Origin of the sequence: Rhizobium sp. R693, from assembly GCF_002211315.1 — a bacterium.
GTDB lineage: Bacteria > Pseudomonadota > Alphaproteobacteria > Rhizobiales > Rhizobiaceae > Rhizobium.
In genome coordinates this window covers 212,311-231,928 of record NZ_LOKY01000034.1, presented here as the reverse complement: position 1 = coordinate 231,928, position 19,618 = coordinate 212,311, and the positions used below count along the sequence as shown (strand labels likewise).

Sequence of the window (19,618 nt, the reverse complement as noted above, 5' to 3'; positions counted from 1 at the left end):
ATGCAAATGAAAGATTCGGCTTACAAGGATCATCTCGGCCGTCCGATCGTCGCAGTGACGGGTGTGGGTATCATCACCTCGCTGGGGCAGGGCCTGAAGGACAACTGGTCGGCACTCACCGCCGGTACCTCTGGTATTCACGCGATCAAACGCTTCCCGACCGAGGGTCTTTCGACGCGCATTGCCGGCACGGTTGACTTCATCGATATTCCGGTCGCCAACGCGGTCGAACGCTCCTATGCGTTCGCGCGGGAGACTACAATTGAAGCGCTCGCCGATGCTGGTATCAGCGGCGATTTCGACGGTCCGCTGTTCCTGGCTGCGCCGCCGATCGAACCGGAATGGAGCGCGCGCTTTGATCTCGCCGACCGCTCGCCGCCGGCCGATCATGCCGGCGATGCCTACGACCGGTTCCTGGCAGCCATGCGCCTGCGTCCTGACGCTGCATTCCACGAAGCATCGCTGTTCGGTGCGATTTCCGAGCGCTTGGCCGATCGCTTCGGCACGCGTGGCCTGCCTGTGACGCTGTCGACCGCCTGCGCATCCGGCGCAACTGCAATCCAGCTCGGTATCGAAGCAATCCGCCAGGGCCGCACGTCGCGGGCGCTGGCTGTTGCGACCGACGGTTCTGTAAGCGCAGAGGCACTGATCCGCTTCTCGCTGCTATCAGCTCTCTCCACGCAGAACGATCCGCCGACGAAGGCTTCGAAGCCGTTCAGCAAGGATCGCGATGGCTTCGTCATCGCCGAAGGTGCCGCGACCCTGGTACTGGAGTCGCTTGAGGCTGCCGTCGCGCGCGGCGCGAAGGTTCTCGGCATCATGAAGGGCGCTGGCGAAAAGGCCGACTCCTTCCATCGTACCCGCTCGTCTCCGGATGGCGGACCGGCGATCGCGACGATCCGTGCGGCGCTGGCCGATGCTGGTATGGATGAGGGCGATATCGGCTACATCAACGCTCACGGCACCTCGACGCCAGAGAACGACAAAATGGAATATGGCTCCATGCTGGCTGTGTTTGGTGAACGGATGGCGTCCATTCCCCTGTCGTCGAACAAGTCGATGATCGGCCATACGTTGACGGCCGCAGGAGCCGTGGAAGCTGTGTTCTCGCTGCAGACGATGCTGACCGGCACGCTGCCGCCAACGATCAACTACACAAACCCCGATCCATCGATCGTTATCGACGTGGTGCCAAACAAGAAGCGGGAGAGCCAGGTCAACGCCGTGCTTTCCAACTCCTTCGGCTTCGGCGGGCAGAATGCCAGCCTTGTCATGGCACTCGAACCAGCTTAATCGGTTCCCGACAAAACATCGAGATAGAACGCCTTCGCGGCGAAGGACTTTGCCATGCGCGCTTTGCAACTGATTGACGATCGCAAGCTTGAGATCACCGACCTTCCGGAACCGGATGCTCCCGGCCCGGGTGAGGTTACACTGCGCGTCAAGGCAGTTGCTCTCAATCATATCGACGTCTGGGGCTGGCGCGGCATGGCGTTCGCGAAGCGCAAGATGCCGCTGGTAATCGGCGCGGAAGCTGCTGGCGTTGTCGAAACGATCGGGCCGGGTGTTGCCAATGTGCTGCCGGGCCAACTCGTGTCGATCTATGGCGCACGCACCTGCGGTCTCTGCCGGCCATGCAGCGAGGGACGTGACAATCTCTGTGAGCATGTTTCCGGCGTTCACGGCTTCCATCTTGACGGTTTCGCGCAGGAGAAGGTGAACCTGCCGGCGCGTCTGCTAGTTCCCGCTCCTCCGGGCGTTGATGCCATTGGCGCGGCACTGGCTCCGGTTACCTTTGGAACGGTCGAGCACATGCTGTTCGACAACGCCAAGCTGGAGCCGGGGGAAACCATCCTCGTGCACGCAGGCGGTTCCGGCATCGGTACGGCGGCGATTCAGCTCGCCAAGAAGATCGGTTGCACGGTTATCACCACCGTCGGCTCCGATGACAAGATCGAGAAGGCCAAGGCGCTCGGCGCTGATCACGTCATCAACTACCGCACCGACCGCTTTGAAGGCGTCGTGCGCAAGCTCACCAAGAAGAAGGGCGTCGACGTCGTTTTCGAGCACGTCGGCAAGGACACGTGGGCAGGCTCCATGCTGTCGATGAAGCGCGGCGGTCGTCTCGTCACCTGTGGCTCGACCTCCGGTGTTTCCACCGACATGAACCTGATGATGCTTTTCCAGCAGCAGCTGAAGTTGCTCGGCTCCTTCGGCTGCCGCATGGAGAACATGGCGAACGCCATGCAAAAGATGGGCCGCGGGCTGGTCCATCCAGTCATCGATACCGAAGTCGGCTTCGACGACATCGACCGCGCACTGGAGCGGATGGAAACGCGCCAGATCTTCGGCAAGATCATCCTCAAGATGGATTGAGCCCTTGAAGCTCTTCATCACTAAAATCGTGCTGGCCCTCATCCACTTTCGCCAGTGGTTGATCGCCCAGGCGATGTTCGGTTTCCTGAACTTCCTGAAGCTGTTTCCGGCTGACGGTGCGATCAACTTTGCGGACTGGCTAACACGCAAACTCGGCCCGCGCGTGAAGCGCCACCGGCTGATGCTCACAAATCTGCGCAACGCTTTTCCTGAAAAGAGCGAAGCGGAGATTCAGGAAATCGCGTTGGCGAGCTGGGGGAACATGGGACGTCTCGCCGCCGAGTACGTGTTTCTCGACCGGCTGTTCGATTTCGACTATTTGCGCAAGGAGCCGGGCCGGGTCGAGGTGTCGGGCATACCGATTTTTATCGATCTGCTGGAAAATCAGCGGCCATTCATTGTCTTCACAGCGCACACGGGCAATTTCGAGCTGCTGCCGGTGGCCGGCGCGGCATTTGGTCTCCATGTTTCCGTGCTCTTCCGCCCACCGAACAACCCCTATGTCGCGCAGAAAGTCTTCGATTTTCGCAGCGCGCGAATGGGCAAGCTGGTGCCGTCTCACGCCGGCTCGTCCTTCGCCTTGGCGCGGCAGCTGGAGGCGGGGCAGGGCGTTGGCGTCCTCGTCGACCAGAAGTTCCGCAAGGGCCTGAAGACGACGTTTTTCGGGCTCGATGTCAAAACCAACCCATTGCTCGGAAAGCTCGTCCGTCAGTTCAATTGCGAGGTCTATCCGGCCCGCTGTATCCGGCTTCCGGGAAATCGCTATCGGCTGGAAATCGAGCCGAAGCTCGACATTCCTCGGGATGCGAACGGCAATCTCGATATGGTGGCGACCGCGCAGCTTCTAAACGACAAGGTCGAATGCTGGGTGCGGCAATATCCCGAGCAGTGGCTCTGGTATCATGACCGCTGGAAGATCAAGCACGACGTGCTGAAGTAGGCGCAACCCGATCCCTACATCTTATCATTGAAAAACAGGGGCATGCGTTCATTGAATATGAACGTGTGTCATGTTACCGATTACCATCAAGGCGAGTGGCTAGGCGTCCGCGGTTTCAACTTGCGTGAAGCAAAGCTCGGCCGATCTCGGTCGCATTCTCTTCCGGAATGCATTTGGAGGCGTCTTGCTGGGGCTTTTTCGGGCGTTCTCATTGTGTTGTGCGCAGATCGATGCAGCTATCGCAGCGGGCGATGACGCGCGCGTAAGCATACTCGATTGCTCGGTCGAGCCACTCGTCGACGCAATCCTCGGGCACTCTGCGACGAATATCCTCGAAGTTCATATGCAGCTCGAATTCGTCAGCTGTCTCATTGACCAGTATGCGGACGACAGTGAGTCCGTTCGCGGCTATGTTGCGCTGCTTTCCACGCTCATGGAAAAGTACTTCGGTGGGGCCGCGCCTCGCTGGCGGATGATGCCGGTCGAGAGGCAGCCTATTGTCGATCCCTTTGCGTTCACGCCGAACGTCGACAATGGCAACTTCCTGAATGCGGCAATCCTCGATGCCATACCGGATCGTGTCGCTGTGCTGACGAGGGACTATCGGTATCTCTATTCCAATACCGTCAACTCGACCTATCTCGGCAAGAAGGCGATCGATTTGATCGGTCGTCACCTGATCGAATTTATTGGCGAGAAGCGCTTTCATGGAGGCGCGAAGGCAAGGCTCGACGCTTGTTTTGCAGGGCGCGGAAGCGACTACGCTTATGAGCGCGGCGACGGCGATGCGGTGAAAACGGTTCGTTGCCGCATGTCGCCATTGCGAGATTCTTCAGGAAGCGTGATCGGTGCCTTGATCATCATGCAGCATACCGGGAGCGAAGGCGCCGACCGTCGCTTGATCAACTCTTCGTCCAAACGGCAAGCTCATATCCATCCGGATCACTGAAGTGAAACCGGCGTCCACCAGGGAACCCGGTGATCGGTTTCACAATGGTCCCACCGGCGCCTTCCACGCTTGAAAGGGCGGCCTCAAGATCGTCCGCATAGAGAATGACGAGGGGGCCGCCAGGCTGCGGAGTGCCCAGTGTCGTAAAGCCGCCCTTGAGCCGCCCGTCATCGAATTCGCAGTATTCGGGGCCGTAGTCGGTAAAGGACCAGCCGAAGGCCCTGCGGTAGAACGCTTTGGTGGCTTCTATATTGCCGACGTTGAATTCGATGTAGTCGATACGTCGGGTGTCCGCTGTTGCAGCCATCATCGCCTCCTATGCTTCCATCAATGCCTTCAATGCCGTCAGATCCTTCGCGATATGCGCGGCATCGGCCTCGAATTGCTCGTCTGTCATGCCGGGGATGCGCAACAGCGTGAACATGACCTCGCAGCCATCGCCGTTCGGCACGATCCGTAGTGCGTTGTAGACGCGCAGCCCGCTCTCGATTGTTACCGTGTGGTCGATGACGCCGAACTCGTTGTGCGGGACGAAACTGACCTTCACCGCGCCGAGAGCCCCGGTAGCAATCCAGTCTTCGCCGCTGTGCTCCAACCCTGAGGCCAATCCGGACGCCCAGAGTGGCATGTTCTCAGGGGCGGCCGCAAAGGCATAGACGTCGCGCCAATTCCGGTCGATGGAGCGGTGGATGATCCTTGCGGGCATCGTAGACATGGCGTTTTCCTGTGGTGCTCTAATGGAGATAGCAAAACAAACGGTTTCGTATTGAAGAAAACGGACGTTCAACCTGCTATCTGCTGCTGAAGCTGCATGGGCGTCAGCGTCGAAATTTCGCGTACATCGCGGGTCATATGCGCCTGATCGGCGTAGCCGGCCGCAACTGCCAACTCTGCGAGCGGGAGGCTCTTGCTACGGCAAAGGCCGAGCATGCCCTGAAATCGGCGAATTCGGGCGAGCGTCTTCGGTCCGTAACCGAAATGGGCGTGGCAACGTCGACGAAGTTGGCGCGCGCCGATGGAGAGGTCGTCGAGCATGGCATCGACCACGTCCCGGGACTGCGAAATGTCGCTTGCCCGCGCAAATACCGAGGCCATGTCCCTTGCCGATGTTGCATGTTTCGCGGCCTCTTGCTCAAGAGAGGATCTTAGCTGCAAGAGCCGTTCGTCCGAATTGGCGCAGGCGCATAGCAATTCATTCAATCTGAGTGCCGCGGCTCCCCAGAAATCTTCCAGAGGAATTGATTGACCGACAATGTCGCAGAGCTGCACCTTCAGCCACTCGGCGGCTGCTCCCGGGGCGAAGCGCGCGCCCACTATCCTCTCGCCACCGGCGAGCGTCGGGAAGGCGCTGCTGCGGTCCGGGCCTGCGACCACAAGCCTGCCGCCCACCCAGACGATGTCGCAATAGCCGTCGGGTACGATCGCGATCCTCTGATCGGCTCCTTCGTGAATATCGTGTGACCAAAGGCAGCCAAAATGAGCACCAAGCGCAGGCGCGGGCGCATACTCCGTGTATCGGCCGGCGCGCGCGGCGAGAACTGCATCCTCATGTGTTCCTGCGCGGCTCATCGGCTCTCTTCCTGTGAGACTAAGAGGGAATATGGCTTAGTTTGCAACGCCGGCAATACGAGGCCGATTCGAAGCCGAATCGAACTTGCCGTTTGAGCCAGAGAGTGCCACAACACCGGTCCAAAATGACTCATCGGAGGTGTATCGTGGAAAAGGCAGAAATCGGGCTGATCGGCCTTGCCGTCATGGGTTCCAACCTGGCGCTCAACATTGCGGAAAAAGGCAACAAGATTGCCGTCTTCAACCGAACGCCTGAGAAAACGGATGAATTCTACGAAAGCGCCGGCGACCTAAAAAAGCAGATCATTCCCTGCAAGACGATCGAGGAATTCGTCGAAGCGATCCGCCCGCCACGTCCGATCATCATCATGATCAAAGCCGGTGAGGCCGTCGATCAGCAGATGGAAGCGCTGCGCCCCTACCTCTCCAAGGGCGACATCATGATCGATGCCGGTAATGCAAACTTCCGCGATACGATCGCTCGTTTCGACCGCCTGAAGAACACCGACCTGACCTTCATCGGCATGGGCGTCTCGGGCGGCGAGGAAGGTGCGCGCCATGGTCCATCGATCATGGTCGGCGGCACCGAGGACTCCTGGAAGCGCGTCGAGAAGGTGCTGACGTCGATCGCCGCCAAGTACAACGGCGATCCTTGCGTTGCCTGGCTCGGCAATGACGGTGCCGGTCACTTCGTCAAGACGATCCACAACGGTATCGAATATGCCGACATGCAGATGATTGCCGAGATCTATGGCATCCTGCGCGACGGCGTCGGCAAGAGCGCCAAGGACATCAGCGGCATCTTCGGCGAATGGAACAAGGGTCGCCTGAATTCCTATCTGATCGAAATCTCCGAAAAGGTGCTGGCCGCGACCGATCCGCTCGCCGGTGGCTCGATGGTCGACATGATCCTCGACAAAGCCGGCCAGAAGGGCACCGGCAAGTGGTCGGCGATCGAAGCCCAGAACATGGGCATTCCGGCAACCGCGATCGAGGCTGCCGTCGCCGCCCGCAGCCTGTCGTCGATGAAGACCGAACGCGAAGCCGCCGAGAAGATCTTCGGCAAGCCGGAATACAAGTTCCCGATCGCTTACGGACCGGAACTCAACAAGGATCTGGAACTGGCGCTGTTTGCGGCCAAGATCGGCGCTTACGCGCAGGGCTTTGCGGTCATGGCGGAAGCATCGCGCGAGTTTAACTGGTCGCTTCCGATGCCCGTTATCGCCAAGATCTGGCGTGCCGGCTGCATCATCCGCTCGCAGTTCCTTGACGAGATCACCTCGGCCTTCACCAAGGCGCCGGATGCGGCCAACCTGATCGTGACGCCTGCCTTCTCCGAGATGGTCAAGGAATCAATCCCGGCGCTACGCCGTGTCGTCACGGCGGCCCTGCAGGCCGGCCTGCCGGTTCCGGCGCTTACCTCGGCGCTGACCTATTTCGATGCCTATCGCCAGGGTCGCGGTACGGCCAACCTGATCCAGGCGCAGCGCGACTTCTTCGGCGCGCACGGCTTCGATCGCCTCGACGGCAAGGATTTCCACCACGGCCCTTGGGGCAGTGGCGCGTCAACGTTCTAAAAGCTGCTGAAAAGGCCGGCCGGGTGGTTTCGGGCCCGAAGGCGTCGCTTCAGAAGCGAATATCCTCGATCGGTCGAACCAGGATGCGGGCGTTGCCAGCATCGAAATCGTCAAGCGTTTCGTTGTGATGCGCAACGATATCAGCGAAGTTCAGTGTTCCCGAATCGGCCGTCGCGTGGCCGTCGGCAACCAGCGTGACATCATAGCCAAGCGAGACCGCGCGCCTGACAGTCGTGTCGACGCAAAACTGCGTCATGCAGCCGCCGACGATCAGGTGCGTGACGTTCCGTTCTGCCAACCTGTCGGCGAGGTCCGTTTGGAAAAACGAGTCTGAGCTCTTCTTGTGAACGACGGTGTCACCCTTGTCCGGCGACAGTTCCGGCCGGATGGCCCAGCCGTCGGTGCCGACCGCCAGTCGATGACCTGGGTCGCCATCGTGCTGGACGAGGATAACAGGCGCGCCCGCGCGGTGGGCCTCGTCACGAAGTGATTGCAGCCGCGAAACGGTCTCGTCCAGCGCCGCATCGATGATGGGTTGGCGATCGGGCGTGCTCTTGCCTCTGAGAATGGCGTTCTGAACGTCGATGATCAGCAGTGCCGTCGTCATATCCAGTGCGTCTCCGCTGTGATTGGTTGTGCCTCTGCCGCCATCAATAAGGGTTGGCGTGGCGATGTCTACCTGCTCTTCCAGACAGGCTGGCTGATGCTTTGCAACAGTTCCGGTTCGACGCCGTCGATGCGGGCGATGACTGCCTTCGCCATTTCGCGTCCTGCATGGCGGACGTCCTCGTAGGCGGTGATGATCTCGGGACGGATCCAGTTGAGGATCGGCGCCGATTCCTTGGAGACCATGTCGACATCCCGGCCAAGCCGCTTGCCGGCGGCCTCTATACCGGCGTTGACGGCGATGGCGGCGCTTCCGGCCGAGCAAACGATTCCATCCGGTGCGTTCGATGCGCGCATCATGACTTCTACGGCGTTGCGGATTTCCTCCAGCGGATTGTCGATCGTGACGCGCAACGGCACTTCCTCGGCGCCGTAGTCATGTAGTCCGGTCTGAAATCCGATCCGCGTGTGCGTGTAATAGGTCAGCTTGCTTGGAGGCTGGAGCAGGGCGATGCGTTTGCGTCCCCGTCCGACCAGCTTCTCGACAGCCTGATGGGCGAAAGCCTCGTTGTCGAAGTCGTGAAACGGATGGGTGAGACCGGCATCGGTGCGCCCGTGCGTGGCAAAGGGCATGTTGTGCTCGGTGAGCAGGCGGACTCGGGGATCGTCGGGCTCGATGCGGGAGATGATGACGCCGTCGGCCGACCCTGTTTCCAGGATGTAGCGCACGGGCAGCATCGGATCCTTGCTGTGCGAATGCGGCGTGACGACGATGTGATAGGGCGTGCCGGTCAATACCTCCGAGATGCCGAACACCATCTGGCTGCTGAAACCCATGATCTCTTCATCAATGCTGAGTACCAGCGCAATGACGTTGGTCTTGCCGGTGCGCAGGCGTACGCCGGCCCTGTTCGGCTGGTAGCCGAGCTGGCGGGCGACCATGCGAACCCGTTCCTTGGTTTCCGCGCCGATGTCAGGAGCATCCTTGAGCGCGCGCGACACTGTCGTCACGCCGAGCCCGGTCATGAAGGCAATTGTTTTCAGTGTTGGCCGCTCGCGAGTTGCCTCTGCGGTGGCTCCTGCAAAATTCGCTTTGTTTTCCATCCCTCTAGGCCGTCCTGCGCAATTTGGTCCCGCTTATAGTGTCTTTTCGAAGCGCTGTAAGCACAAAGAACGCTAGCTGCTCCTCCTCTGAAGAAGCAAAATCTGTAACGATACAGTTGAAATGTCGAGGGTCTTTTTTCGCGATGGTGTTGTCTGTGCTCGCAATGGTTGAAATTGTGAATTTTGCCCGGATTTTTTGCAGGTGCGAGTGAACGATTAGACGGTCGCTCTAAGCCTATTATAAATAATACATATAGATCAATAGTATATGTTTGATTGTGCAGCTGCTCAATCGGTCGCTCATCATTATGGCATGCTGTCGAAAAACGCTGCGTTTTGACAGGCAATGGTAGCAAATGGCAGCCAAAGGGAAAATTATCGAGGCGGGCTGTTGCACCCAAATATCGATTGAACTAAGTTTTTCCGGCAACGTTTCAGTGAGGGAGGAGAACTCATGAATTTTCGTTTGATGGCGGCTGCGCTTGCCGCTTCCGTCGTGTTGCCGCTCGGTGCGGCCAACGCGACCGATCTTGAAGTCACCCATTGGTGGACATCCGGCGGCGAAGCTGCTGCCGTGGCGGAACTCGCAAAGGCATTCGATGCGACCGGCAACAAGTGGGTTGACGGTGCAATCGCCGGTTCCGGTGGTACCGCGCGTCCGATCATGATCAGCCGCATCACCGGCGGCGACCCGATGGGTGCCACGCAGTTCAACCATGGTCGCCAGGCGGAAGAGCTGGTCCAGGCTGGCCTGATGCGCGATCTGACCGATGTCGCCACCGCCGAGCACTGGAAGGACATCATCCGTCCGTCAAGCCTGCTCGATTCCTGCACGATCAACGGCAAGATCTATTGCGCCCCGGTCAATATCCACTCCTGGCAGTGGCTGTGGCTCTCGAACGCGGCCTTCAAGAAGGCCGGCGTCGAAGTGCCGAAGAACTGGGATGAATTCGTCGCCGCTGCTCCGGCGCTTGAAAAGGCCGGCATCGTTCCGCTCGCCGTTGGTGGTCAACCATGGCAGGCCGCAGGCGCATTCGACGTCCTGATGGTCGCGATCGCCGGCAAGGATACCTTCCACAAGGTATTCAAGGACAAGGACGCCGAAGTCGCTGCCGGTCCCGAGATCGCTAAGGTCTTCAAGGCCGCGGATGATGCGCGTCGCATGTCGAAGGGCAGCAACGTTCAGGACTGGAACCAGGCAACCAACCTCGTCATCACCGGCAAGGCCGGCGGCCAGATCATGGGTGACTGGGCGCAGGGCGAGTTCCAGCTTGCTGGTCAGAAGGCCGGTACCGACTACACCTGCCTTCCGGGCCTTGGCGTGAACGAGATCATCTCCACCGGTGGTGATGCCTTCTACTTCCCGCTGCTCAAGGATGAAGCCAAGTCGAAGGCGCAGGATGTCCTCGCCAAGACGCTTCTCGATCCCAAGACGCAGGTTGCCTTCAACCTGAAGAAGGGCTCTCTGCCGGTTCGCGGCGACGTTGACCTCGGAGCCGCGAACGACTGCATGAAGAAGGGCCTCGATATCCTGGCCAAGGGCAATGTGATCGAAGGCACGGACCAGCTTCTGTCGGCTGATAGCCAGAAGCAGAAGGAAGACCTCTTCTCCGAGTTCTTCGCAAATCCGTCGATGACGCCGGAAGCCGCTCAGAAGCGCTTCGCTGAAATCATCGCTTCTGCCGACTGATCGTCGCATTCCGATGCTGTTGCGATCCGGCTCCGTTTGACGGAGCCGGATTTGCCCGGAACTCCCATCGTGATCCGGGTGGCGGCAGCGCTCGAGGCTGACGCGCTGATGCGCAATCGCCGGTCTCGATATGGGAGTGAGAGGAGGAGGCGACCGTCAGACGGTTCGCCGCTCTGGATCACAGAGGAATTGCGATTCAGGAGGAATTACAATGACGGGTCAAGCGAAAGCAGGCCGGCCAAATCAGTTACTGCGCAATCTGAATTCGAAGATTGCTTCCATCCCCATGATCCTTACCGCCCTTGTTATCTTTCTCGGCGGCACGGCTTGGACGGTGGTCTATTCATTCACCAACTCGAAGCTCCTTCCTCGGTTGAGCTTCGTCGGTTTCGATCAGTACAAGCGCCTCTGGGCTGCTCCGCGCTGGATCGTTTCGATTGAGAATCTGGCCGTTTACGGTGTTCTCTCCCTAATTTTTAGCCTCGTGATCGGCTTTGTCCTGGCGGCTCTGATGGATCAGAAGATCCGGTTCGAGAATACGTTCCGTACGATCTTCCTGTACCCATTCGCCCTGTCGTTCATCGTGACGGGCCTCGTCTGGCAGTGGGTGCTCAATCCCGAGTTCGGCGTGCAGTCCGTCGTCCGCTCGCTCGGCTGGTCGAGTTTCACCTTCGATCCGCTCTATACGCCCGAAATCGTCATCTATGGCATCCTGATCGCCGCGCTTTGGCAGGGAACCGGCCTTGTGATGTGCCTGATGCTGGCCGGTCTGCGTGGCATCGATGAAGATATCTGGAAGGCTGCGCGCGTCGACGGCATCCCGATGTGGAAGACCTATCTCTTCATCGTCATTCCGATGATGCGGCCGGTGTTCATCACGACGCTCGTCATCATCGCGAGCGGCATCGTCAAGGTCTACGACCTCGTCGTGGCGCAGACATCAGGTGGTCCCGGCATCGCGTCGGAAGTGCCCGCCAAATACGTCTACGACTACATGTTCCAGGCTCAGAATCTGGGGCAGGGTTTCGCCGCCTCCACCATGATGCTGATCACCGTCGCGATCATCATCATTCCCTGGGCCTATCTGGAATTCGGAGGGCGTAAACGTGCCTGATGCTATTGCTCTCAAGACCGCCGATGGCCGCGCGTCCGGCAAGTCCGCCTCGGGGCCGAGTGGCCCGAAGCCCAAGCGGGTCATTTCTCCGCGCAACATCATGCTCTACGGCACGCTCTTCGTTGCCGCAGCATATTACCTGCTTCCGCTCTACGTGATGATCGTCACGTCGCTGAAGGGCATGCCGGAAATCCGGCTTGGCAATATCTTCTCGCCGCCGGTCGAAATCACCTTCGAACCCTGGGTAAAGGCCTGGGCAACTGCCTGCACCGGGCTCAACTGCGACGGTCTCTCTCGCGGCTTCTGGAATTCGGTCCGTATCACGGTTCCCTCGGTGATCGGTTCGATCGCCATCGCCTCGGTGAACGGTTATGCGCTCGCCAACTGGCGTTTCAAGGGTTCCGAGCTGTTCTTCGCGATCCTCGTCGTCGGCGCATTCATTCCCTATCAGGTAATGATCTATCCGATCGTTATCGTGCTGCGTGAAATGGGGATCTACGGGACTCTAACCGGCCTGATCATCGTGCACAGCATCTTCGGCATGCCGATCCTGACGCTGCTGTTCCGGAACTACTTCGCATCGCTGCCGCAGGAACTCTTCAAGGCGGCTCGTATCGACGGGGCAGGATTCTGGCAGATCTTCTTCAAGATCATGCTGCCCATGTCGCTGCCGATCTTCGTCGTCGCCATGATCCTGCAGGTCACCGGCATCTGGAACGACTTCCTGTTCGGCGTCGTCTTCACCCGGCCGGAATATTACCCAATGACCGTGCAGCTCAACAACATCGTCAATTCTGTCCAGGGCGTGAAGGAATACAACGTCAACATGGCCGCAACGATCCTGACGGGTCTGGTGCCGCTCGTTGTCTACTTCGTATCGGGACGACTTTTCGTCCGTGGCATCGCCGCCGGCGCAGTGAAAGGCTGATCCATGAATTCCAGTGTTTCCATCCGCGATCTGTCTTTGAATTTCGGCGCGATTAGCGTTCTCAAGGACCTCAATCTCGAAATCAATGACGGGGAGTTCCTCGTCCTTCTCGGCTCGTCCGGTTGCGGCAAGTCCACGCTGTTGAACTGCATCGCCGGCTTGCTCGACGCCTCCGACGGCCAGATTTTTATCAAGGGCAAGAATGTTACCTGGGAAGAGCCCAAGGATCGTGGCATCGGCATGGTGTTCCAATCCTACGCGCTCTATCCGCAGATGAGCGTCGAGAAAAACCTCTCCTTCGGTCTTCAGGTCGCCAAGGTGCCGCAACAGGAGATCGACAAGCGCGTGGCGCGCGCCGCGGAAATTCTGCAGATTCAGCCGCTCTTGAAGCGCAAGCCAGCCGAACTTTCGGGCGGTCAGCGCCAGCGCGTCGCAATCGGTCGCGCACTGGTACGCGATGTGGATGTGTTCCTGTTCGATGAACCGCTGTCGAACCTCGACGCCAAGCTGCGCTCGGAACTGCGCGTCGAAATCAAGCGCCTGCACCAGTCGCTGAACAACACGATGATCTACGTCACACACGACCAGATCGAGGCGCTTACCTTGGCTGACCGTATCGCGATCATGAAGAGCGGCATCATCCAGCAGCTTGCCGATCCGACCACGATCTACAACAAGCCGCGCAATCTCTTCGTTGCCGGCTTTATCGGTTCGCCGTCGATGAATTTCCTACGCGGTGAGATCACCAAGCAGGGGGATCAGACGTTCTTTGCCGCGAACGGCGTGAACTTTTCGCTGGCGCACTACGACACACCAGAAGTGCTGCAGGCGGGCCGCAAGGTCATTCTCGGTGTTCGTCCGGAACATGTGAAGGTTAACGAGAACCTCGGCGCTGAAGTCCACGATGCTACGGTCGATATCGAAGAGCCGATGGGCGCCGACAACCTGCTGTGGTTGAAGCATGCCGGCCACACAATGTCGGTACGCATCAATGGCGCGCGCCGCTTCAGCCCCGGCACAGCCCTCAAGCTCGGCTTTGATATGTCGCTGGCGTCGATCTTCGATGCGGAAACCGAGCTTCGTCTTTAGACCGCAATGCGGGCGGAGCTATCGTTCCGCCCGTTCTTTTAATCGGCCATCTGGCCACCAAGTTCGGCTGCGGCTCGCTGGTGCGGGCATTCCCAAGCGTAGCCCGATCGGGATAATGTTATGACATCCTTGCCGAAAAACGGGTTCAACCTCGACCTCTCCGGATCGTGGACGCTTAGCTCCGCCGATGGGGACATCACGACGTCGATCACGCTGCCGGGCGATGTGCACACGGCGCTGCATGCTGCCAAGCTCATTCCCGATCCCTATTTCGGCCGCAACGAGGAAGTCGTTCAGTGGGTGGCGCATCGCGACTGGGTGCTTGAGCGCAGCTTCACGCTGTCGGAGCCTGATGGCGATTGGTATCTCGATATCGACTATCTCGATACCGTGGCTGCCGTCTTCATCAACGGCTCGCCGGTTCTGCTCGCAGATAACAGCTTTCGGCGCTATCGGCCTGATGTTGGCGGCCAGCTGAAAACCGGCGACAACATTATCCGTATCGTCCTGCATTCGAGCATTGCCGCCGGTGTCGACCGGCAGGCCAGGCAGCCCTTTTACATTCCATATCATCCCGGCAACTCGCCGATTGCGAATGGCAACATGCTGCGCAAGCCTCAGTGCCATTTCGGCTGGGACTGGAACATCGCGATTGGCCCCCTTGGGCTCTACGGCACGATCGCGCTGCGCAAACTCGAGACGGCTCGCATCGAACACGTGACGACGCGGCAGGTGCACAATCTGAACGGTTCCGTGGATCTGCAGGTTACTGCGACACTGTTTGCGAAGAACCCCGGTATCGTGCCGATCCATTTCTCGCTTGATGGTGAGCGCGTTCGCCTGGACGTCGGCGTCGGAGCCGGAGAAACGGTCGTCAATCATGTTTTCGAGATCGAGAAGCCGCGGCTCTGGTGGCCTTCCGGCAGCGGCGAGCAGGCGCTTTATGCACTGACGGTCGATCTGCCAACGGATGCGGTGACCAAGCAGATTGGTCTTCGCACCCTCGAACTCATCACGACGCCTGACGCTGCCGGTAGCCGTTTCGCGCTGAAGGTCAACGGCCGCGAAATCTTCTGCCGCGGTGCCAACTGGATCCCCGCGGACGCGCTCTTCTCGCTGTCGTCGCCCGAAAAGACCGAGGACCTTTTGCAATCGGCCAAGTCCGCCAACATGAACATGATCCGCGTTTGGGGCGGCGGTTTCTACGAGCATGATCATTTCTATGATCTTTGCGACCGGCTCGGCCTGATGGTCTGGCAGGACTTCATGTTCGCCTGCAATCTCTATCCGTCGACCGAGGACTTCCTCGACAACGTCACGCTTGAAGTCGACTATCAGGTTCGCCGCCTGAATTCGCATCCGTCGATCGCGCTCTGGTGCGGCGATAACGAACTGGTGGGCGCGCTCACCTGGTTCGAGGAATCGCGCAAGGACCGCGACCGCTATCTCGTCTCGTACGATCGCCTCAACCGGACGATCGAGCAGGCGATGAAGAAGGCGGCGCCGGATGCGATCTGGTGGCCGTCGAGCCCGGCTTCCGGCTATCTCGATTTCGGCGATGCCTGGCATGCCGATGGGTCCGGCGACATGCATTATTGGTCGGTCTGGCACGAGAACAAGTCGTTCGACAATTACCGCTCGGTGCGGCCGCGCTTCTGCTCGGAGTTCGGTTTCCAGTCCTATACATCGCTGCCCGTCATCAAGACCTATGCCGACGCCAAGGACATGAACGTCGCGTCGCCGGTCATGGAACTGCACCAGAAGAACGCCGGCGGCAACGAGCGCATCGCCGGCACGATGTTCCGCTATTTCCGCTTCCCGAAGGATTTCCCTAACTTCGTCTATCTCAGCCAGATCCAGCAGGGTCTCGCGATCAAGACGGCAGTAGAATACTGGCGGTCGCTGAAGCCGCATTGCATGGGCACGATCTACTGGCAGCTCAACGACACATGGCCGGTGGCTTCCTGGTCGAGCCTCGATTATGGCGGCCGCTGGAAGGCGATGCACTATCTGGTCAAGCGCTTCTTTCAGCCGGTGGCGGTCGCCGCCATCCCATCGGAAGACAGCAAGCAGATCCGCTTCTCGCTGGTCAACGATACACTTGCCGAGGTCAGCATCGATTTGTCTCTCTCGGTCCTCGATATGAAGGGCGAGCGCAAGCACCTGAAGGATGTTCAGGCGGTCTGCACACAGGATGCCGCGGTCACTGCTGCAACGATCGAGGTGGTTGACCTTCCGGCAGGCACGCTGCTCGCCTGGCGCTTCACCGCCTCGAACGGCATGGGCGGCGAGGGGCACTATGTGCACGGCACCTACAAGGCGCTGGAGCTCGAACCCGCCGGCCTGATGGTCACGCACGAATATGTCGAGGAGGACGGCTCCGTCTGCGTCAACGTCACCGCTAAGGGACTTGCGCTCTTCGTGATGATCGAGACCGATACCGACGGCAAATATTCCGACAATGCCTTCGATCTGGCGGCGGGCGAGACGCGCCGCATCACCTTCACCCCGGCCACACCGCTTGATGGCGGCTCACTGCCGGATTTCCGTTTCTACGACCTGCAATCCTGTCAGTCCGTGGATTGATGCTGACTGAAATGTAATGGGCACGAGGCCCGAGGAGGAATAATGACGAAACTGAGTTTCCAGCTTTATAGCGCCCGCAATTTCCAGCCCTATTCGGCGATCTTCGAAAAGCTCGGCAGGGCCGGCTACCAGGAAGTCGAAGGCTTCGGCGGTATCTATGCCGATCTCGACGATGCCGGCCTGAAGAGCCTGCGCGCCGAACTGGACAAGAACGGCCTTGTCATGGCGAGCGGCCACTTCAGCCCGGATTTCCTCGACGGCGAAGTGCAGAAGTCTCTGAACATTGCCAAGATCCTCGGCATGGACTCGATCTATGCCCCGCATCTGGCGGCCGATCAGCGCCCGACCGACGGTGCCGGCTGGCTGGCATTCGGCAAGCGCCTGCAGGAAATGAGCAAGCCTTACAAGGACGCCGGCTATGAATTCGGCTGGCACAACCACGACTTCGAATTCGTGAAGCTTGCCGACGGTTCGTTGCCGATCGAGCTGATCTTCGAAGGCGCGCCTGACATTTCCTGGGAAGCGGATATTGCCTGGGTCGTTCGCGGCGGTGCGGATCCCTTCGCATGGATCGAGAAGCTCGGATCGCGCATCACCTCGGCGCACGTCAAGGACATCGCGCCTGCCGGCGAAAACAAGAACGAAGACGGCTGGGCGGATGTCGGCCACGGTACGCTGCCCTGGGCAAAGCTCATCACGGCGCTGAAGGGCACCAAGACCAAGCACTATGTCGTCGAACATGACAATCCCGCTGATGTCGATCGCCTGATCACCCGCTCGATCGCATCTTTCAAGACCTACTGAGGCACATCATGACCAAGGAACTTGGCGTCGGCATCATCGGATGCGGCAACATCTCCACTACCTACTTCTCGCTGGCCCCGCTCTTCAAGGGCCTGAAGGTTCTGGCTTGCGCAGATATCAACGTGCAGGCCGCCCAGGCCCGCGCCGAGGAGTACGGCGTGAAGGCACAGACGATCGACGAGCTTCTCGCCAATGACGAGATCGACGTCATCGTCAACCTGACCATCCCGGACGCGCATTTCCCGGTTTCGAAGGCGATCCTCGAAGCCGGCAAGCACGTCTATTCGGAAAAGCCGCTGGTTCTGACCCTCGAGCAGGGTGAGGAACTGCGCCGCATCGCCAAGGAGAAGAACCTCTCCGTCGGTTGCGCGCCTGACACCTTCCTCGGCGGCGCGCATCAGCTCGCCCGCAAATACATCGACGAGGGCGGCATCGGCCGCGTCACCTCCGGCGCATGCTACGTCATGAGCCCGGGCATGGAAATGTGGCATCCGAATCCGGATTTCTTCTTTCTGCCCGGCGGCGGCCCGATCCTGGATCTCGGTCCATACTACATCGCCAATCTGATCAACCTGATCGGCCCGGTGAAGCGCGTCGGCGCCATGACCTCCATGGCGTCTGATACCCGCACGATCACCAGCCAGCCGCGTCATGGCGAGGTTATCCCGGTCAAGACGCCGACGACGATCCAGGCGATCCTCGAATTCGTCAGCGGCGCGACGATCACGCTGACGGCGAGCTGGGATGTCTGGTCTCATCGCCATGCCAACATGGAGCTCTACGGCACCGACGGTTCGCTCTACGTGCCGGATCCGAACTTCTTCGGCGGCGTGGTCGAGGCCAGCGGCCGCGACAAGGATGTCAAGCCACTCGACGGCTGGGAGCATCCTTTCGGCATCTTCAACCAGGAGAGCCCGCAGGGACCGCGCGCCAACTATCGCACGGCCGGCCTTGCCGACATGGCGATGGCGATCATCGAGGGCCGCGATGCGCGTTGCTCGCTCGATCGCACGCTGCACGGCGTCGACGTCATGACCTCGATCCTGAAGTCGGGCGAGGAAGGCCGCTTCATCGAACTGACGACGACCTGCACGCAGCCGGCCGCACTCGGCATCGAAGAGGCCCAAGCGCTCCTGAAATAGTGGGCGCTCTTGAAGTAAGCGTCCAAAGGACTATGGTCCGGCGCGGGCGACGAGCCCGCGCCTTTTTGCTTAAAGGATCAGAACGATGAGCTGGCAACCGGCTTCCGACCGCTATTCGAAGATGAAGTACAACCGCACGGGCCGTTCCGGCCTGAAGCTGCCGGCCGTTTCGCTCGGCCTCTGGCACAATTTCGGCGGCGACACGCCCCATGACCGCAAGATCGACATGTGCCGCACGGCCTTCGATCTCGGCATCACCCATTTCGACCTCGCCAACAATTACGGCCCGCCTCCCGGCAGCGCCGAGACCGCCTTCGGAGAGATCCTGCGCACCGAATTTGCCAGCCTGCGCGATGAACTGATCATCTCGTCCAAGGCCGGCTACGACATGTGGCCGGGTCCTTACGGCGAGTGGGGCAGCCGCAAGTATCTAATCGCCTCCTGCGACCAGAGCCTGAAGCGCATGGGTCTCGATTATGTCGATATCTTCTACTCGCACCGCTTCGATCCGGATACGCCGCTCGAGGAAACCTGCGGCGCGCTTGATCATATCGTGCGCTCCGGTCGCGCGCTCTATGTCGGCATCTCGTCCTACAACTCGCAACGCACCCGCGAAGCTGCCGCCATCCTCAAGGATCTCGGCACGCCGTGCCTGATCCACCAGCCGAGCTATTCCATGCTCAACCGCTGGGTTGAGGACGACAAGCTGCTCGACACGCTCGACGAGGTCGGCATGGGCTCGATCGTGTTCTCGCCGCTGGCACAGGGCATGCTGACGACGAAGTACCTCGGCGGCATCCCTCAGGACAGCCGTGCGGCGCAGAACCACTTCCTCAAGAAGGACTTCATCCGCCCTCAGATCATCGACAACATCCGCAAGCTCAACGAGATCGCGGAACGTCGTGGCCAGACGCTGGCACAGATGGCGATCGCCTGGGTGCTGCGCGGCGACCGCGTGACCTCGGCGCTGATCGGCGCGAGCCGCTCGTCGCAGATTGTCGATTGCGTCAAGGCGCTCGACAATCTCGACTTCACTGCCGAGGAGCTCAAGGAGATCGACGTCTACGCTCGCGAGGCGGACATCAATCTGTGGGCCAAGTCTGCAGAACGCGAATAAACCGAAGCGCCCGGAACGACCTTCCGG

18 protein-coding genes are annotated in these 19,618 nt (G+C 59.8%); 13 read left to right on the top strand and 5 right to left on the bottom strand.

Features of this window, described 5'->3' with window-relative positions; all coding sequences use genetic code 11:
* Window positions 1-6: 6 nt before the first annotated feature.
* From ATY79_RS21840 to ATY79_RS21825, 4 genes are all read left to right on the top strand, one after another.
* Complete coding sequence (locus tag ATY79_RS21840) at window positions 7-1,293, top strand: beta-ketoacyl-ACP synthase (protein WP_088694388.1); 1,287 nt, start codon at window positions 7-9, stop codon at window positions 1,291-1,293.
* A gap of 54 nt (window positions 1,294-1,347) precedes the next feature.
* A complete protein-coding gene (locus ATY79_RS21835; RefSeq protein WP_088704845.1) occupies window positions 1,348-2,376 on the top strand; it encodes a zinc-binding dehydrogenase in 1,029 nt (342 codons plus the stop codon).
* A 4-nt stretch (window positions 2,377-2,380) separates the two neighbouring features.
* Window positions 2,381-3,316: a lipid A biosynthesis lauroyl acyltransferase gene (locus ATY79_RS21830; RefSeq protein WP_088704844.1), complete on the top strand. Its 936-nt coding sequence runs from the start codon at window positions 2,381-2,383 to the stop codon at window positions 3,314-3,316.
* A 184-nt stretch (window positions 3,317-3,500) separates the two neighbouring features.
* Window positions 3,501-4,265: a PAS domain-containing protein gene (locus tag ATY79_RS21825; protein WP_088694477.1), complete on the top strand. Its 765-nt coding sequence runs from the start codon at window positions 3,501-3,503 to the stop codon at window positions 4,263-4,265.
* Here ATY79_RS21825 and ATY79_RS21820 read toward each other — a convergent pair.
* From ATY79_RS21820 to ATY79_RS21810, 3 genes are all read right to left on the bottom strand, one after another.
* Entirely contained in the window at window positions 4,219-4,572 is a 354-nt protein-coding gene (locus ATY79_RS21820; protein WP_088694476.1) for a VOC family protein, read from the bottom strand. The two genes, ATY79_RS21825 and ATY79_RS21820, sit on opposite strands and share 47 nt — an antisense overlap.
* Before the next feature lie 9 nt (window positions 4,573-4,581).
* Complete coding sequence (locus ATY79_RS21815) at window positions 4,582-4,980, bottom strand: polyketide cyclase (RefSeq protein ID WP_088704843.1); 399 nt, start codon at window positions 4,978-4,980, stop codon at window positions 4,582-4,584.
* Between the two features lie 68 nt (window positions 4,981-5,048).
* On the bottom strand, window positions 5,049-5,834 hold the full coding sequence (locus ATY79_RS21810; protein WP_088694384.1) for a helix-turn-helix domain-containing protein: 786 nt from the start codon (window positions 5,832-5,834) through the stop codon (window positions 5,049-5,051).
* 125 nt (window positions 5,835-5,959) lie between these two features.
* On the opposite strand from ATY79_RS21810, the gene gndA reads away from it, so the two are divergent.
* Complete coding sequence (gene gndA, locus ATY79_RS21805; RefSeq protein WP_189637231.1) at window positions 5,960-7,411, top strand: NADP-dependent phosphogluconate dehydrogenase; 1,452 nt, start codon at window positions 5,960-5,962, stop codon at window positions 7,409-7,411.
* A gap of 49 nt (window positions 7,412-7,460) precedes the next feature.
* Here the strand turns inward: gndA and ATY79_RS21800 are convergent, their stop codons facing one another.
* On the bottom strand, window positions 7,461-8,018 hold the full coding sequence (locus ATY79_RS21800) for a cysteine hydrolase family protein (protein ID WP_088694382.1): 558 nt from the start codon (window positions 8,016-8,018) through the stop codon (window positions 7,461-7,463).
* A 68-nt stretch (window positions 8,019-8,086) separates the two neighbouring features.
* Window positions 8,087-9,121, bottom strand: coding sequence for a LacI family transcriptional regulator (locus ATY79_RS21795; RefSeq protein WP_088694381.1), 1,035 nt, complete (start codon window positions 9,119-9,121; stop codon window positions 8,087-8,089).
* Window positions 9,122-9,575: 454 nt separating this feature from the next.
* Between ATY79_RS21795 and ATY79_RS21790 the strand changes: the two genes are divergently transcribed.
* The 8 genes from ATY79_RS21790 to mgrA all read left to right on the top strand — a co-directional run bounded on the left by ATY79_RS21790 (window position 9,576) and on the right by mgrA (window position 19,591).
* The gene (locus tag ATY79_RS21790) at window positions 9,576-10,811 is read left to right on the top strand and encodes an ABC transporter substrate-binding protein (RefSeq protein WP_088694380.1); all 1,236 of its coding nucleotides are present in this window, start codon (window positions 9,576-9,578) and stop codon (window positions 10,809-10,811) included.
* A 211-nt stretch (window positions 10,812-11,022) separates the two neighbouring features.
* A complete protein-coding gene (locus tag ATY79_RS21785) occupies window positions 11,023-11,925 on the top strand; it encodes a sugar ABC transporter permease (RefSeq protein ID WP_088694379.1) in 903 nt (300 codons plus the stop codon).
* Complete coding sequence (locus ATY79_RS21780) at window positions 11,918-12,853, top strand: carbohydrate ABC transporter permease (RefSeq protein ID WP_088704842.1); 936 nt, start codon at window positions 11,918-11,920, stop codon at window positions 12,851-12,853. The genes ATY79_RS21785 and ATY79_RS21780 overlap by 8 nt, the downstream gene beginning before the upstream one ends.
* 3 nt (window positions 12,854-12,856) lie before the next feature.
* The gene (locus ATY79_RS21775) at window positions 12,857-13,942 is read left to right on the top strand and encodes an ABC transporter ATP-binding protein (RefSeq protein WP_088694377.1); all 1,086 of its coding nucleotides are present in this window, start codon (window positions 12,857-12,859) and stop codon (window positions 13,940-13,942) included.
* Between the two features lie 120 nt (window positions 13,943-14,062).
* Window positions 14,063-16,528: a glycoside hydrolase family 2 protein gene (locus ATY79_RS21770; RefSeq protein WP_088704841.1), complete on the top strand. Its 2,466-nt coding sequence runs from the start codon at window positions 14,063-14,065 to the stop codon at window positions 16,526-16,528.
* A 42-nt stretch (window positions 16,529-16,570) separates the two neighbouring features.
* Window positions 16,571-17,332, top strand: coding sequence for a sugar phosphate isomerase/epimerase (locus ATY79_RS21765; RefSeq protein WP_088694375.1), 762 nt, complete (start codon window positions 16,571-16,573; stop codon window positions 17,330-17,332).
* Window positions 17,333-17,340: 8 nt separating this feature from the next.
* Window positions 17,341-18,474, top strand: coding sequence for a Gfo/Idh/MocA family oxidoreductase (locus ATY79_RS21760; RefSeq protein WP_088694374.1), 1,134 nt, complete (start codon window positions 17,341-17,343; stop codon window positions 18,472-18,474).
* Between the two features lie 85 nt (window positions 18,475-18,559).
* On the top strand, window positions 18,560-19,591 hold the full coding sequence (gene mgrA / locus ATY79_RS21755) for an L-glyceraldehyde 3-phosphate reductase (RefSeq protein WP_088694373.1): 1,032 nt from the start codon (window positions 18,560-18,562) through the stop codon (window positions 19,589-19,591).
* The last annotated feature ends 27 nt before the right edge of the window (window positions 19,592-19,618 follow it).